Here is a 13,435-nt window from a genome sequence, read left to right on the forward strand (position 1 = left end):
CCGCAGGGGGCGGGCGCCGGGCAGCCCTCGCTCAGGCGCCGACGTAGGCCGCGAGGTGCTCGCCGGTGAGGGTGGAACGGCCGGCGACGAGGTCGGCAGGCGTGCCCTCGAAGACGATCCGGCCTCCGTCGTGACCGGCTCCGGGCCCGAGGTCGATGATCCAGTCCGCGTGTGCCATGACCGCCTGATGGTGCTCGACGACGACGACCGACTTGCCGGAGTCGACGAGACGGTCGAGCAGGCCGAGCAACTGCTGGACATCGGCGAGGTGGAGGCCGGCGGTCGGTTCGTCAAGGACGTAGACGCCACCCTTCTCCGCCATGTGGGTGGCCAGCTTCAGCCGCTGACGCTCGCCGCCGGACAGCGTGGTGAGCGGCTGGCCGAGGCTGAGGTAGCCGAGCCCCACGTCGGAGAGCCGGCCGAGGATGCGGTGCGCGGCAGGGTTACGCGCCTCGCCGGCGCCGAAGAACTCCTCGGCCTCGGTCACCGACATCCCGAGCACCTCGCTGATGTCGCGACCGGCGAAGCGGTACTCCAGTACGGCGGGCTGGAACCGCTTGCCCTCGCACTCGTCGCAGGTCGACGCGACACCGGCCATCATCGCCAGATCCGAGTAGACGACGCCTGCCCCGTTGCAACCGGGGCACGCGCCCTCGGAGTTGGCGCTGAACAGGGCGGGCTTGACGTCGTTGGCCTTCGCGAACGCCTTGCGGATCGGGTCGAGCAGTCCCGTGTACGTCGCCGGATTGCTGCGCCGCGAGCCGCGGATCGCGCCCTGGTCGACCGACACGACGTTCTCGCCGGGAGGGATCGACCCGTGCACGAGCGAGCTCTTGCCGGAACCGGCCACGCCGGTGACGACGGTCAGCACCCCGAGCGGCACGTCGACGTCCACGTCGCGCAGGTTGTGCGTGCTCGCGCCGCGGATCTCAAGCACACCGGTGGGTTCGCGCACGGTCTCCTTGACGGCGGCCCGGTCGTCGAAATGGCGGCCGGTGACGGTGTCCCCGGCCCGCAGCCCCTCGACCGTGCCCTCGAAGCAGACGGTGCCGCCCGCCGTACCCGCGCCGGGGCCGAGGTCGACGACATGGTCGGCGATCACGATCGTCTCCGGCTTGTGCTCGACGACCAGCACCGTGTTGCCCTTGTCGCGCAGCCGCAGCAGCAGGCCGTTCATCCGCTGGATGTCATGGGGGTGCAGGCCGATGGTCGGCTCGTCGAAGACATAGGTGACGTCGGTGAGCGAGGAACCGAGGTGGCGGATCATCTTGACGCGCTGCGCCTCGCCGCCCGACAGCGTGCCCGACGGCCGGTCGAGCGAGAGGTAGCCGAGGCCGATCTCCACGAAGGAGTCGAGTGTCCTGCCCAGCGCGGTGAGCAGCGGCGCCACGGACGGCTCGTCCAGACCCCGGACCCAGGTGGCCAGATCGCTGATCTGCATCGCGCAGGCGTCGGCGATGCTGATCCGCCCGATCTTCGATGACCGGGCACCCTCGCTGAGCCGGGTCCCCTCGCACCCGGGACAGGTGGTGAAGGTGACCGCCCGCTCCACGAACGCCCGGATGTGCGGCTGCATCGCCTCCTTGTCCTTGGAGAGGAAGGACTTCTGGATCTTGGGGATCAGCCCCTCGTAGGTGAGGTTGACCCCGTTGACCTTCACCTTCACCGGCTCCCCGTACAGGAAGTCCTGGAGCTCCTTCTTGGTGTACCGGCGGATCGGCTTGTCCGGGTCGACGAAACCCGACTGGGCGTAGACCTGCACGGTCCACTGGCTGTCCGACTTCCAGCCCGGGATGGTGAACGCGCCCTCGGCGAGGGACTTGGAGTCGTCGTAGAGCTGGGTGAGGTCGATGTCGGAGACCGCGCCCCGGCCCTCGCAGCGCGGGCACATGCCGCCCGTGCGGTTGAAGGTGGCCTTCACCGTCTTCTTGTTGCCGCGCTCGACGGTGATCGCTCCGCTCGCCCTGACCGACGGCACGTTGAACGCGTAGGCGCCGGGGGGTCCGATGTGCGGGTCGCCCAGACGGGAGAAGAGGATGCGCAGCATCGCGTTGGCGTCGGTGACGGTGCCGACCGTGGAGCGCGGGTCGGCTCCCAGCCGCTGCTGGTCGACGATGATCGCCGTCGTCAGCCCCTCGAGCACGTCGACCTCGGGCCGTGCCAGCGTCGGCATGAAGCCTTGGACGAAGGCGCTGTACGTCTCGTTGATCATTCGCTGCGACTCGGCGGCGATCGTGCTGAACACCAGAGAACTCTTGCCGGAGCCGGAGACCCCCGTGAACACGGTCAGCCGGCGCTTCGGGATCTCGACACTGACGTCCTTGAGATTGTTCACGCGTGCGCCGTGCACGCGGATCAGGTCGTGGCTGTCGGAAGCCTGCGGCGCGGGCGCCCGCGTGTCCGTCCTCGTGGCCATGCTCGTCGATTCCCCATCTGTTACGCGGCGGCTGCCGTCGGCGTCGCCGGTGCTGTGGCGGCAACGGTCGTTGTCTATCAGAACTGCTGTGTCGTCCGGGACGGAATCAGGTGCGGGCCGGGCGGGGCCGCGGCGCTGCCCGGTGCCGTAGGGGGCTTCGCGCACCTCCGTGCGGAGGACGTCGCGGAGGAGGGCCGGCGCCTCGCCGTGGTCGGCCGCGGCGGGTGAACGCGGTGAAAGCTCGGTCTCCATGCGGTCGACGCTACGGGCGGCGGGAGGCTGTCGCTTCTTGATTCCTGACCGGTCGCAGGTCCCGGTGGCCGGCCCGGTGCGGGCGTGCGGCGGTCACGCCTGTATCCCTTCTGTCAGTGGTTCTCACAGTGCGTCACTGATTGCCCGAAGTTATGCTGCTGTCGATCCAGAACCTCAGGGGAAGGACGCATCGTGGCCGTGGGACCCGTGGAGTACCTCGTCGTCACCTTTCCCGGCGGCCGCTTCGCCGACGCGATCGCGCCTGTGCTGGCCGAGGCCGTCGCGTCCGAGGCGGTCCGCATCCTCGATCTGGCCTTTGCCCGCAGAGCCGCAGGCGGCGCCGTCGAGCACGTGGAGAGAGGGGAGATGGACCCGCAGGGGCTCGTCCCCTTCGATCCGCCGGACGACCGGCCGCCCGGGCTGCCCCGGATCACCGAGCTCGGTGCGCTCGAAGGCCTACCCGAGGAGAGTGCTGCCGCGCTGATCGTGTGGGAGGACCTCTGGTCGGTGCCCCTCACCCGGGTGGTCGAAGCGGCGGGCGGCCGGCTCCTGGCACACGAGAGGGTTCCTGCGGACGGCGGGGACGATGTCATCACGCTGCTGGAGAGGCTCGCAGACCTGAAGCAGCGGGGCGTCCTCACCGACGAGGAATTCTCGGCGCAGAAGACGAGGATTCTCGCCGACTGATCCCCCCCGCGCCGGCCGGTGCCCCGCACCTCACGTTCCCTTTGTCGATATGCGCACGCCGTGCGACGTTGATTCCGACCTGCAGTCTGTCGGGAAAGAGGCAGTTCATCGTGCAGACCGCCCGGGCCGTCCCCGCCACGACCATTGTCAATCTGCGCGATCTGGGCGGAATCGCCCTGGGGCGCGATCGCCGACTGCGCCAGGGAATCCTCCTGCGCTCCGGACAGCTGAGCGACTTCGACGCCGAACACGACATGGCGGTCGCCGCCCTCGGCATCCGGACCGTCGTCGACCTGCGGACCGCGGACGAGCGCCGATGGGCACCGGACCGTCTCCCGGCGGGTGCGAGGCTCTTCGTCGCCGACGTGCTCGGCGACGATCCCGGGGTCACACCCGCCCGCCTCAAGGCGCTGCTCGGTGACCCGGTCGGAGCAGCCGCTCTGCTCGGCGGGGGCAGGGCGGAGGATCTCTTCGCGCAGACGTACCGGAAGATGGTCCTCTCCCCGGGAGCCGCGGCCGCCTACCGCGCCTTCCTCGACACCGCCTCCGATCCTCGGGCGAGGCCGCTGCTGTTCCACTGTGCGACCGGCAAGGACCGGACGGGCTGGGCCGCGGCCCTGCTGCTCATGATGGCGGGTGCGTCGCGTGAGGCGGTCCGGGCGGAGTTCCTCGCGGTGAACCGTGCGGTGCGCACCGCCTTCGGACCCGCGGTACGCCGATTCCTCGACGAGGGCGGGGACCCGGACATCGCGTCCGCGGTCATCGAGGCCCGGCCCCGCTATCTCGAGGCTGCCCTCGACGCGATGGACGAGCGCTGGGGCGGGCTCGACGGCTACCTCGCCAAGGCGCTGCGCCTTCCCCCGGCGGTGGCCGAGCGGCTGCGCGCCGACCTGGCCGTCCCCGCCTGACGGCCGGCCCGGGACGCGGACGGGCCCGGTGCCACGTCGAAGGACGTGGCACCGGGCCCGTGTGCTGCGGTGCGGCGCTCAGATCTTCAGCAGCTGTTCGCTGAGATCGCGGTAGTGCTGAAGTGCCACACGGAGCTCCTCCGTCTGGGCTTCGGTGTCCTGCTCCTGCCAGCTCGCGCGCAGGACGCGCTTGCGCTCGGTCAGGGCCTCGGTCAGGCCGGCGACGATCTGGTCGAACGTGCTCTCCGCCTCCTCGACCGCACGTCGAGGGCTCTCGACGAAGTCGGTCACCGCGTGCTGCATGCGCTGCGACAGCTTGTCCTGGTCGCCTCGGGGAACCAGGGGCGAGCCGGTGCCGACGGCCTCCTGGCGGCCGGTCCGCTCGGTGTGCGCGGCGGTGGGGGCCGTTCGTGGGGCGGGCGGAACGCCGAGGCCGTCAGGGCCGCCCAGCTTCTGGTCCAGGCCCTTTCTGTCTCCCGGCGCGTCGGCGGCCGCCGTCTCCGGGGTCCTGCCCGGTGTGGTCACGGGTGCCCGTTCGGGGGTGCCCGTCGCGGGGGCGCCCTGACGGGACCCGGTGTCGAGGACGTGCTTCGTCGTGCGCTCGGTGTGGTCGGTCATGCTGCACTGCCTTTCGCCTGGTGCCGGTCCGCGCGGGCCGGCTCGTCGTGCCGGTCCGTCCGGGCCGATTCGTCCGGTGAGTCCGCGAGGAGTACGTCGAAGAGGGCCCGCGACTCGATCAGGGCCTTCCGCATCTCCTCGGTGCCGCCCTGGCCACGCACGGCGGTGTGCACCCTGCGGTAGCCGTCGACCTGCTCGGCGTGATGGACCGAGAGGGCGTCCGTCTGCTCCTGGAAGCTGTCGCCGTCCGGGAAGCCCCGGTCGCGCGCCAGCTCGGCGAGCAGCGCGTCCGCTTCGACGATCGCGTCCCTGGGGGAGTCGATGAACCGTTCCTGCACCTCGGCCCAGCGGCGGCTGTACGCCTCGCGGGCCTCCGGTCGCAGGGGCCGCTCGGAGAGGGAGCCGTGTGCCTTCACGCGTTCGGAGAGCTCATGCTCGGCCGCCTTGGTGTCGCCGTCGTGACGGGCGACCGTCCGGTTGTACTCCGGTCCGAAGCGGCGCTGCAGCCCACGTCCGCCGGTGCCTCGTCCGCGGACGAGGAAGAAGGCGAGCGCTGCCACCAGGACCACGGCAACGATGATCACCACGGTCGTCATGGCCGACGCCCCCGTCGGCTCGCGGTCGGTGCGTCGTGCTGTTTCACTCTCGTCAACCCCTTCCGGTCCGGGCCCGGTTCGGTGTATGGCCGGGCTGCGTGCACCAGGCGTGTAACCGCCTCCACGCCGTTCATGCAGGGAATGTTCCCGGCATCCTGGAAATGGCCGGACCGAACGTGCTCCGCCGAAGGCCGTGCGGCCCGTCACGAGTTGTGAGAGGGACGTGTGGTGACCGAGCGAAGACCCGCGGGGGTCGGCCTCGGGACCTGGGTGGACCGGCAGATCCGCGAGACGCTGTCGCGCCCGGCGCAGCGCCCGCGCCGAACCTCCGGGCGTTCGACCTCGACGCGATCGTGGGGGAGCGGAACGCCGGGAGGCGCGGGCGGTGAGGACCGTGCGTGCCCGGCTCCCCGGATGCGTGATACTCGACCGATGAGATCGAGCATGACGGACCGGCGCGGCGGGGTCCGGGTCAGAAGGGCCGTCGCGCGCGACGCCAAGCGGCTCACCCGTCTGGTCACCACGTCGGGCGCCTACGAGGGCCCCTACGCTCCCATGGTCCAGGGATACAAGGTCGGTCCCGACTACATCGAGGCGCACGAGGTCCATGTGGCCGTGGACGACGAAGGCCGGGTGATCGGCTTCTACGCGTTGGTGCTGTCCCCGCCGGAACTCGACCTGATGTTCGTCGCCGACGAGGCCCAGGGGCGGGGCATCGGGAGGCTTCTCGTCGGCCATCTGCTCGGACAGGCGCGCCGCGCCGGTCTGACCGCCGTGCGTGTGGTCGCGCACCCTCCGGCCGAAGGGTTCTACCTCAGCGTGGGCGCCGAGCGCACCGGCACCGTCGAGGCCCGTCCGCCCGCGGTGATGTGGGACCGGCCCGAACTGCTGCTCACTGTCGACGGCGGCCCCTGAGCCGGACGGCCCGGCCGCGATCCTGATCGCGGCCGGGCCGTCCGTGCCGGGGCAGCAACCGCTACGACCAGCCGCCGTAAGGACGGGTGATGAGCTCCATGCCGTGACCGCTGGGATCCGGGAAGTACACCCCGCGTCCGCCGTCGTTGTGGTTGATCTCGCCGGGATGCTTGCGGTGGGGATCCGCGTAGTACTCGATCCCCTGCTCCTCGATGCGGCCGAAGGCCGTGTCGAACTCCGCCTCCGAGATGAGGAACGCGTAGTGCTGCACCGTGATCGATTCGGTGGGCACGGTCGCGAAGTCCAGCGTGACGCCGTTCGCGAGGACGACCGGGATGAAGGGTCCCCATTCGGTACCGACGGTCAGATCCAGAAGGTGCGCCAGGAACTCCGCGGACTCGCGGTTGTCCAGGCTGTGAATGATGGTGTGATTCAACTCGACAGACACTGTGGAATGCCTCCAACGGGCATCTCACGGGCTACCTCCACGCCTCACCCAGCCGGTGACCGACGCGCGATGCCGTATGACGATCTTAAGCGAGTTGTCACGGTGCGTCGAGGTTTGGCCCTTGGCCGGCGTCGACTTCCGGCCCGCCCGGTGTGGTGCTTTTCCCGGCGCCTGCCACCATGAAAAGTACCGGCGGGCTCGCTGTCCCGCGGCTGCCGGCCACGCGGGGCCCAGGATTCACCGCGGATCCGCGGGGAACCAGTACCACCTCGACGAGGTGGGGAGGCAGCCATGGGGCGGACACCGGCGGGCAGTGACGGGGCCGGCAGAGACAGGGCCGACGGAGACATGGCCGGAATGAACTCGCGCAGTGGACGGCGGGAGACCGAGGAGGAACGGGCGGACCGGCAGTGGGGCGACCTGCTCCAGGAACTCCGGGTCGCGCAGACCGGCGTCCAGATCCTGTTCGGCTTCCTGCTCGCGGTCGTCTTCCAGCCCCGCTTCGCGGATCTGTCCACCGTCGACCGGAACATCTACGTGGTGACCGTGATGCTGGGATCGGCCACAGCGGCCGCGCTGATAGGGCCGGTGTCGTACCACCGGCTTCTCACCGGACGCCGGATGAAGCCGCAGACGGTGATCTGGGCCTCGCGACTGACGAAACTGGGGCTCGGTCTGCTCTTCTGCACGATGTGCAGCACGCTGCTGCTCATCCTGCGGGTGGCGCTGCACAACGTGACCGCACTCTGGCTGGTGGGCGGAATGGCCCTGTGGTTCCTGGTCTGCTGGTTCGTGTTCCCGCTGTGGGCCATCGCCCGTGGCGGACGCCGGGAGCCGGCCGACGGGGGAGAGGCGCCGGACACGGAGGATTCGCAGGACCCCGGCCCGCGTTCCTGACCTCGGCTCAGCCGTCGTGGACGTCGGCAGGGCTGCGTACGTCCGTCACGGTGAAGAGCCCGCCGTCCGGGTCCCGCAGGGTCGCCTCGCTGCCGTGCTGCACCGCGCGCCGCTCCATGAGGGTGCCGCCGTTCCGCTCGGCGGCGAGGACCGTCGCGTCCACGTCCGCCACCGGGAACTGCACCTGCCAGTGCGGGCGCACCTGCGGGTCCGGAGCGGCCTCCACGGCGCCGGAGCTGATCCGGGCCAGCGGTCGTCCGTTGCAGCGTACGAGGACCTCTTCCCTCACGTAGGCGATGTCGCAGCCCCCGGGCTCCCCGCTCTCCCAGCCGAGGACCTCGCCGTAGAAGATCGCGGCGTCGAAGGCGTCCCTGGTACGCAGCCGGAGCCAGGCGTGTGCCCGGTTCCCGGACGGCGCCAGGGTGGCGGCGCGCCCCGTCCACTCCCAGACGCCGAAGGAGGCGCCGTCCCGGTCGGCGGCCAGCACCGCGCGGCCCTGTCCCACCGTCAGTGGTCCCACCGCCACGGTGCCGCTGCGTTCACGGATACGAGCGGCGACGACATCGGCGTCCCTGACCGAGAAGTACGGCATCCAGGCCACGGCCACCTGATAGGCGGACGCGACCGCGCCGATGCCCGCCACCGGCACTCCCTCGGAGCGCGCCATCACGAAGTCCCTGCCCAGCGGTCCGAGGCGGAACGTCCAGCCGAGAACGGCGCCGTAGAAGAGCTGCGCGTCCCCGAGGTCGCGGGTCACCAGATGGACCCAGCACGGGGCGCTCGCACCGCTCAGCACTGCGGGTTCCGGCACGGTCCGCGGATCGCCAGGAGTCATGGTCCACTGCCCTATCGGTACTGCGGCACGACTTTCTTCCGTGCCGCGCGGCCAGGACCAGCCTCATGCGCCCCGGCGACTCCCGCAACACGCGGCGGCGGCGATCACACCCCGCCCCGGGGAGGCGCGTTCGTGATGTCGAGGAAGACGTGCTCGGCCTCCGGCCAGGACCCCGCTATCGACCGTTTGATCCGGACTGCGACCCGCTCGACCTCCTCGCTGTCGATACCGGGTGCCAGATCGATCCTGGCCGCCACCAGCACCGAGTCGAGGCCGAGGCCCATGGTGAACAGCGCCGCCACGTTGTCGATCTCGTCCTGTGAGGTGAGGAGCTCCTCGACCCCCCGGCGCAGCTCGGGATCGGCGGATTCCCCGATCAGCCGGTCGCGGGCGTCCTTGCCGAGCCGGAAGGCGACGTAGACCAGCAGCAGGCCGATCCCCAGAGAGGCCGACGCCTCCCACACGACATCCCCGGTCACCATGTGCAGCACCATTCCCGCCATGGCCAGCAGCACACCCAGCACGGCCGTGCTGTCCTCGGCGATCACCGTCCGCAACGCGGGGTCGCGGGCGGCGCCCTTCTCGCCGCGGAGCTGCAGCAGTGCGCGGACCAGCGAGGCGCCCTCCGCCAGCAGGGCGACGCCGAGGACGATCAGTCCCACCGTGTAGCCCTCGTGCGACTGCCGCTCGTGGCTGCCGAGTGCCTCGAAACCCTGGAAGAACGAGAAGCAGCCACCGACGACGAAGATCCCGACGGCCGCGAGCAACGACCAGAAGTAGCGCTCCTTGCCGTAGCCGAAGGGGTGACGGGCGTCGGGCGGACGGCGGCTGCGCCGGAGCGCGGCCAGCAGGAAGACCTCGTTCACGCTGTCCGCCACGGAGTGGGCGGCTTCGGACAGGAGGGCGGGCGAACCCGAGAGAAGGCCCCCCACCCCCTTGGCCGCGGCGATGACGAGGTTGGCGCCGAGCGCGACCAGGACGGTCACGCGGGTCTTGCGGTCCGACTCCGGCCGCTTCATATGCCCCCCGGTTTCATGTTCCTCCGATCGAAGGTGAAAGGTGGCGCTGCCACGGACAAGTCCGGGCCCGCTCGGTGAGGGGCCCGGACTCCGGTCCGTCTGTCTGCCGGCGCGCGCGTGGTTCAGTCACGCCGGTGCTCGTCCTCCGGCGGCGGGATCACCTCGTTACCGCGGTCGCTGAGCTCGTACGGCGAGAGAGCGCGGCCGTTCTCGGGAAACCTGTCCGAGCTGTGCTGTCCGCTCTCCCGGATCTCCGTCCGGTGGTCCGGACGCGGCGGCTGCTCGTCGGGGCGGGGTGGACGCGACTCCTTGTCGCGGCGCCTCATCCCGAACCAGAAGCCCCCGATCAGCACGACCACCACGAACAGGCCGATGATGCCGATGACCACGCCCACTGCGCCCGGCCCGCCGGCGGCCACCGTGCCGGCGAGCGGTTCCCATGCTCGGTTCGTAACGTCCATGCATGGCGCATACCCCGGGGAATCGATCACAGACAGCCATTGACATGAATTCATGTTTTATGGCGATGTCACGGTAAATGTGTTTCGTATGGTGCAAATCGGCTACACGATGATGACCGAGCAAGCAGGACCCCGAGAGCTCGTCGGGGACGTGGTCGCGGCGGAGGAAGCCGGTTTCGACTTCTCGGTCACCTCGGACCACTACTCCCCCTGGTTGGCTTCCCAGGGACACGCGCCCTACGCCTGGTCCGTCCTGGGTGCCGCCGCGCAGGCCACCTCCAGGATTCCGCTCATGACGTACGTGACCTGCCCGACCACCCGCTACCACCCGGCCGTGGTCGCGCAGAAGGCGGCCACGCTCCAACTGCTCGCGGAGGGCAGGTTCCGGCTCGGCCTCGGCTCGGGGGAGAGCCTCAACGAACACGTCGTCGGTGCGGGGTGGCCCGCGCCGAACGTCCGCCTGGAGATGCTCGAGGAGGCCGTGCACATCATCCGCGCGCTCTTCGACGGCGGTTACGTCACCCACCACGGCACCCATTTCGACGTGGAGAACGCGAAGCTCTGGGACCTGCCCGAGCAGCGGGTTCCCATCGGCATCGCGGTCTCCGGTGAACGGTCCTGCGAACTCGCGGGCACCCTGGGCGATCTGGTCATCGCGACCGAACCGAAGGGAGACCTGCTGAACGCGTTCGACCGGCACGGTGGGACGGGGAAGCCCCGCGTGGGGCAGGTGCCTGTCTGCTACGACACCGACCGCGACGCCGCGATCGCCCGCGCCCACGACCAGTTCCGCTGGTCGCTCGGCGGCTGGAAGGTCAATTCGGAGCTGCCGGGGCCCTCCGCGTTCGACCAGGCGACCGCGTTCGTCCGCAAGGACGACATCGCCGGATCGATCCCGTGCGGCTCGGACGTCGACGCCTTCGTCGAAGCGGTACGTCCCTACCGCGACGCGGGATTCACCGAGGTCGCCCTCGTCCAGATCGGAGGCGCCCACCAACGGCCCTTCATCGACTGGGCCCGGAGCACCCTCCTGCCCGCACTGCGCGAGCTGTAGAGCGCCGGGCGGGCGGCCGGTCCCACGTTTCCCCGTCGCTCGCCGGGTACGCGATCGTCCACGGCCCTGCCGCCCCGACGGCGGCTCGTGTCGCCGACACGCGGCGGTGGGGTGAGCCTGGAGTGAGTCCCCGGACCCGGTGGAGGGAACGCGATGGGAGCAGGCAGTCCGCCCGGCCGCAGGCCCGTGTGCCGGCAGCTGACCAGTGGTGATCCTTTGGGTAGAGGTCGCGCCGTGGTCTCACCGGAGGCGGCGAGAGGCCGCCGAACAGCGCGCACAGCGCTCCCAGTGAAAGGAATGCAGGGTGAACAGCACGCAGGAAGCAGCACAGGAACACCAGGAGAGCGGTGACGTCGTGGTGGCGGTCACCGGCTGTCCCAAGGAGGACGCACGCACCGTGTTCGACGTCCTGCGCCGCTCGTTCGTCTCCGACCGCCCGGCGAGCGACACCCCCGAGGACGAGTCGGACACACGCCCCACCGTGTGGACGGCGACCGTCGACGTCTCCGAGGCGAAGGCCGGTGCCGCGCCCGCCCAGCTCTCCGTGCCGGTGATGGTCGAGGCACAGGGGGGCTACTGGGCCGTCGACCGCCTCCGGAAACACCTGTCCGACGCCTTCACCGTCCGGCTCGTCGGAACGGCGGCGGGCGACCAGGAGCAGGAGATCCGCCTGCGGCTGGAGAGCCACCGTCCGGCCTGACGACCCCACCACCGAACCCGGAAGGCACGCGCACATGGATGTCACCCAGGGGACCGTCGACGCGGGGGCGGCGCAGACGCCGCCTCTCGACGACCGCTCCACCTTCACCCTGTACGTCAACGGAACGGCCCGGAACCTGACGCTCGACCACCGCACCACCGTGCTGGACGCGCTGAGGGAGCACCTGGGTCTCACCGGAGCCAAGAAGGGCTGCGACCACGGCCAGTGCGGTGCCTGCACCGTACTCGTCGACGGCCGGCGCGCGAACAGCTGCCTGCTGCTGGCCGTCGCCCAGGAGGGCGCCCACATCACCACCGTCGAGGGACTCGCCGAGGGGGACCGGCTGCACCCGCTGCAGTCGGCCTTCCTGGAGAGGGACGCGCTCCAGTGCGGCTACTGCACCCCCGGCCAGATCTGCTCCGCGGCGGGCATGCTCGGTGAGGTCCAGGACGGCTTCCCCTCCCATGCGACGTCCCCGGCGGCGCTCGCCGCCGGAGGCCCGGTCCCGCTCGACGCGGACGAGATCCGCGAGCGGATGAGCGGCAACCTCTGCCGGTGCGGCGCCTACCCGCACATCGTCGACGCGATCGAGGACGTGGCCCCGTGAAACCCTTCGGCTACCTGCGCCCCACCTCCGTGGCCGAGGCCGTCCGTGCCGGCGCCGGACATCCAGGCGCGCGCTTCCTCGGCGGCGGTACCAACCTCGTCGACCTGATGAAACTCGGTGTGGAGTCGCCCGGCCTGCTCGTCGACGTGAGCCGGCTGCCGCTGGACCGGATGACCAGGACCGACGACGGCGGTCTCCGGATCGGCGCGACCGTACGCAACAGCGACCTCGCCGCCCACCCCGATGTACGCAGTGGTTACCCCGCCCTCTCGCAGGCCCTGCTGGCCGGTGCGTCCGGGCAGCTCCGGAACACCGCCACCACCGGCGGCAACCTGCTCCAGCGCACCCGCTGTCCGTACTTCCAGGACGTCTCCAAGCCCTGCAACAAGCGCGTCCCCGGATCCGGCTGCCCCGCCCGCGAGGGGGCGCACCGCGATCTCGCGGTGCTGGGCCACTCGCAGGACTGTGTCGCCACGAACCCCTCGGACATGGCGGTCGCCCTCGCGGCCCTGGACGCCACCGTCCAGCTGCACGGACCCGAGGGTGAGCGGACGGTGCCCGTGACCGACTTCCACCGGCTGCCCGGCGACAACCCCGACCAGGACACGGTGATCCGGCCGGGCGAACTGATCACCGAAGTGGTGCTGCCTCCGCCCCCCGACGGCTCCGTCTCCCTCTACCGCAAAGCCCGGGACCGTGCCTCGTACGCCTTCGCCCTGGCCTCCGTCGCAGCCGTCCTGAGCGTGCGCGACGGCCGTGTGGACCGTGTCTCGCTCGCCTTCGGAGGGCTCGCGCACCGGCCGTGGCGTGCCCGGGTCGCCGAGGACCTGCTGCGCGGTGTCCCGACGACCGGGGACGCCTTCGCCCGTGCGGTGGACGCGGAGCTCGACGCTGCCAGGCCCCTGCGCGACAACGCCTTCAAGGTCGGCCTCGCGCGCCGGATGGCCGTCGGCGCCCTCGTCGAACTCACCTCCCGGGCCGTACCCGCCTGATCCGCCGGACCGCACACCCCCGACGAACCG

At 70.8% G+C, this 13,435-nt stretch carries 15 protein-coding genes; 8 read left to right on the forward strand and 7 right to left on the reverse strand.

Features of this window, described 5'->3' with window-relative positions:
- Nucleotides 1-31: 31 nt before the first annotated feature.
- On the reverse strand, nt 32-2,416 hold the full coding sequence (locus P8A20_RS34810; RefSeq protein ID WP_147960677.1) for an ATP-binding cassette domain-containing protein: 2,385 nt from the start codon (nt 2,414-2,416) through the stop codon (nt 32-34).
- Nucleotides 2,417-2,860: 444 nt separating this feature from the next.
- Between P8A20_RS34810 and P8A20_RS34815 the strand changes: the two genes are divergently transcribed.
- Nucleotides 2,861-3,355, forward strand: coding sequence for an SHOCT domain-containing protein (locus P8A20_RS34815; protein ID WP_147960643.1), 495 nt, complete (start codon nt 2,861-2,863; stop codon nt 3,353-3,355).
- Nucleotides 3,356-3,465: 110 nt separating this feature from the next.
- Nucleotides 3,466-4,263: a tyrosine-protein phosphatase gene (locus tag P8A20_RS34820; protein WP_306104936.1), complete on the forward strand. Its 798-nt coding sequence runs from the start codon at nt 3,466-3,468 to the stop codon at nt 4,261-4,263.
- 78 nt (nt 4,264-4,341) lie between these two features.
- Here the strand turns inward: P8A20_RS34820 and P8A20_RS34825 are convergent, their stop codons facing one another.
- Both P8A20_RS34825 and P8A20_RS34830 read right to left on the reverse strand, forming a co-directional pair.
- A complete protein-coding gene (locus P8A20_RS34825) occupies nt 4,342-4,881 on the reverse strand; it encodes a hypothetical protein (RefSeq protein WP_147960641.1) in 540 nt (179 codons plus the stop codon).
- The gene (locus tag P8A20_RS34830; RefSeq protein WP_306104937.1) at nt 4,878-5,477 is read right to left on the reverse strand and encodes a hypothetical protein; all 600 of its coding nucleotides are present in this window, start codon (nt 5,475-5,477) and stop codon (nt 4,878-4,880) included. The genes P8A20_RS34825 and P8A20_RS34830 overlap by 4 nt, the downstream gene beginning before the upstream one ends.
- Nucleotides 5,478-5,909: 432 nt before the next feature.
- On the opposite strand from P8A20_RS34830, the gene P8A20_RS34835 reads away from it, so the two are divergent.
- Complete coding sequence (locus P8A20_RS34835; RefSeq protein ID WP_147960639.1) at nt 5,910-6,392, forward strand: GNAT family N-acetyltransferase; 483 nt, start codon at nt 5,910-5,912, stop codon at nt 6,390-6,392.
- Nucleotides 6,393-6,453: 61 nt separating this feature from the next.
- On the opposite strand, the gene P8A20_RS34840 is transcribed toward P8A20_RS34835, so the two are convergent.
- Nucleotides 6,454-6,840 carry a VOC family protein gene (locus tag P8A20_RS34840; RefSeq protein ID WP_147960638.1) on the reverse strand — a complete coding sequence of 129 codons (387 nt, stop codon included), beginning with the start codon at nt 6,838-6,840 and terminating at the stop codon, nt 6,454-6,456.
- A 357-nt stretch (nt 6,841-7,197) separates the two neighbouring features.
- On the opposite strand from P8A20_RS34840, the gene P8A20_RS34845 reads away from it, so the two are divergent.
- A complete protein-coding gene (locus P8A20_RS34845; protein WP_371606695.1) occupies nt 7,198-7,737 on the forward strand; it encodes a DUF6328 family protein in 540 nt (179 codons plus the stop codon).
- A 7-nt stretch (nt 7,738-7,744) separates the two neighbouring features.
- Here P8A20_RS34845 and P8A20_RS34850 read toward each other — a convergent pair whose 3' ends face one another.
- The 3 genes from P8A20_RS34850 to P8A20_RS34860 form a co-directional block, all read right to left on the reverse strand.
- Complete coding sequence (locus P8A20_RS34850) at nt 7,745-8,572, reverse strand: VOC family protein (protein ID WP_306104938.1); 828 nt, start codon at nt 8,570-8,572, stop codon at nt 7,745-7,747.
- A gap of 104 nt (nt 8,573-8,676) precedes the next feature.
- Entirely contained in the window at nt 8,677-9,591 is a 915-nt protein-coding gene (locus tag P8A20_RS34855; protein WP_147960635.1) for a cation diffusion facilitator family transporter, read from the reverse strand.
- Between the two features lie 122 nt (nt 9,592-9,713).
- The gene (locus P8A20_RS34860; RefSeq protein WP_147960634.1) at nt 9,714-10,052 is read right to left on the reverse strand and encodes a DUF6479 family protein; all 339 of its coding nucleotides are present in this window, start codon (nt 10,050-10,052) and stop codon (nt 9,714-9,716) included.
- An 88-nt stretch (nt 10,053-10,140) separates the two neighbouring features.
- On the opposite strand from P8A20_RS34860, the gene P8A20_RS34865 reads away from it, so the two are divergent.
- From P8A20_RS34865 to P8A20_RS34880, 4 genes are all read left to right on the forward strand, one after another.
- Nucleotides 10,141-11,106 carry an LLM class F420-dependent oxidoreductase gene (locus P8A20_RS34865; RefSeq protein ID WP_147960633.1) on the forward strand — a complete coding sequence of 322 codons (966 nt, stop codon included), beginning with the start codon at nt 10,141-10,143 and terminating at the stop codon, nt 11,104-11,106.
- Between the two features lie 304 nt (nt 11,107-11,410).
- Nucleotides 11,411-11,806: a hypothetical protein gene (locus tag P8A20_RS34870; protein WP_147960632.1), complete on the forward strand. Its 396-nt coding sequence runs from the start codon at nt 11,411-11,413 to the stop codon at nt 11,804-11,806.
- A 34-nt stretch (nt 11,807-11,840) separates the two neighbouring features.
- Nucleotides 11,841-12,413 (forward strand): 2Fe-2S iron-sulfur cluster-binding protein, encoded by a 573-nt coding sequence (locus P8A20_RS34875; protein ID WP_147960631.1) that lies wholly within the window; start codon nt 11,841-11,843, stop codon nt 12,411-12,413.
- Nucleotides 12,410-13,405, forward strand: coding sequence for an FAD binding domain-containing protein (locus tag P8A20_RS34880; RefSeq protein ID WP_147960630.1), 996 nt, complete (start codon nt 12,410-12,412; stop codon nt 13,403-13,405). Before P8A20_RS34875 ends, P8A20_RS34880 begins: the two co-directional genes overlap by 4 nt.
- Nucleotides 13,406-13,435 lie beyond the last annotated feature (30 nt).

Origin of the sequence: Streptomyces sp. Alt3, from assembly GCF_030719215.1 — a bacterium.
GTDB classification, from domain to species: Bacteria; Actinomycetota; Actinomycetes; order Streptomycetales; family Streptomycetaceae; genus Streptomyces; species Streptomyces glycanivorans.

Excerpts from the sequence above, each read along its gene's own strand:
- P8A20_RS34810 (WP_147960677.1), bottom strand. The coding sequence starts at position 2,416 with ATGGCCACGAGGACGGACACGCGGGCGCCCGCGCCGCAGGCTTCCGAC.
- P8A20_RS34825 (WP_147960641.1), bottom strand. The coding sequence starts at position 4,881 with ATGACCGACCACACCGAGCGCACGACGAAGCACGTCCTCGACACCGGG.
- P8A20_RS34830 (WP_306104937.1), bottom strand. The coding sequence starts at position 5,477 with ATGACGACCGTGGTGATCATCGTTGCCGTGGTCCTGGTGGCAGCGCTC.
- P8A20_RS34835 (WP_147960639.1), top strand. The coding sequence starts at position 5,910 with ATGAGATCGAGCATGACGGACCGGCGCGGCGGGGTCCGGGTCAGAAGG.
- P8A20_RS34845 (WP_371606695.1), top strand. The coding sequence starts at position 7,198 with ATGAACTCGCGCAGTGGACGGCGGGAGACCGAGGAGGAACGGGCGGAC.
- P8A20_RS34850 (WP_306104938.1), bottom strand. The coding sequence starts at position 8,572 with ATGACTCCTGGCGATCCGCGGACCGTGCCGGAACCCGCAGTGCTGAGC.
- P8A20_RS34855 (WP_147960635.1), bottom strand. The coding sequence starts at position 9,591 with ATGAAGCGGCCGGAGTCGGACCGCAAGACCCGCGTGACCGTCCTGGTC.
- P8A20_RS34860 (WP_147960634.1), bottom strand. The coding sequence starts at position 10,052 with ATGGACGTTACGAACCGAGCATGGGAACCGCTCGCCGGCACGGTGGCC.
- P8A20_RS34865 (WP_147960633.1), top strand. The coding sequence starts at position 10,141 with ATGGTGCAAATCGGCTACACGATGATGACCGAGCAAGCAGGACCCCGA.
- P8A20_RS34875 (WP_147960631.1), top strand. The coding sequence starts at position 11,841 with ATGGATGTCACCCAGGGGACCGTCGACGCGGGGGCGGCGCAGACGCCG.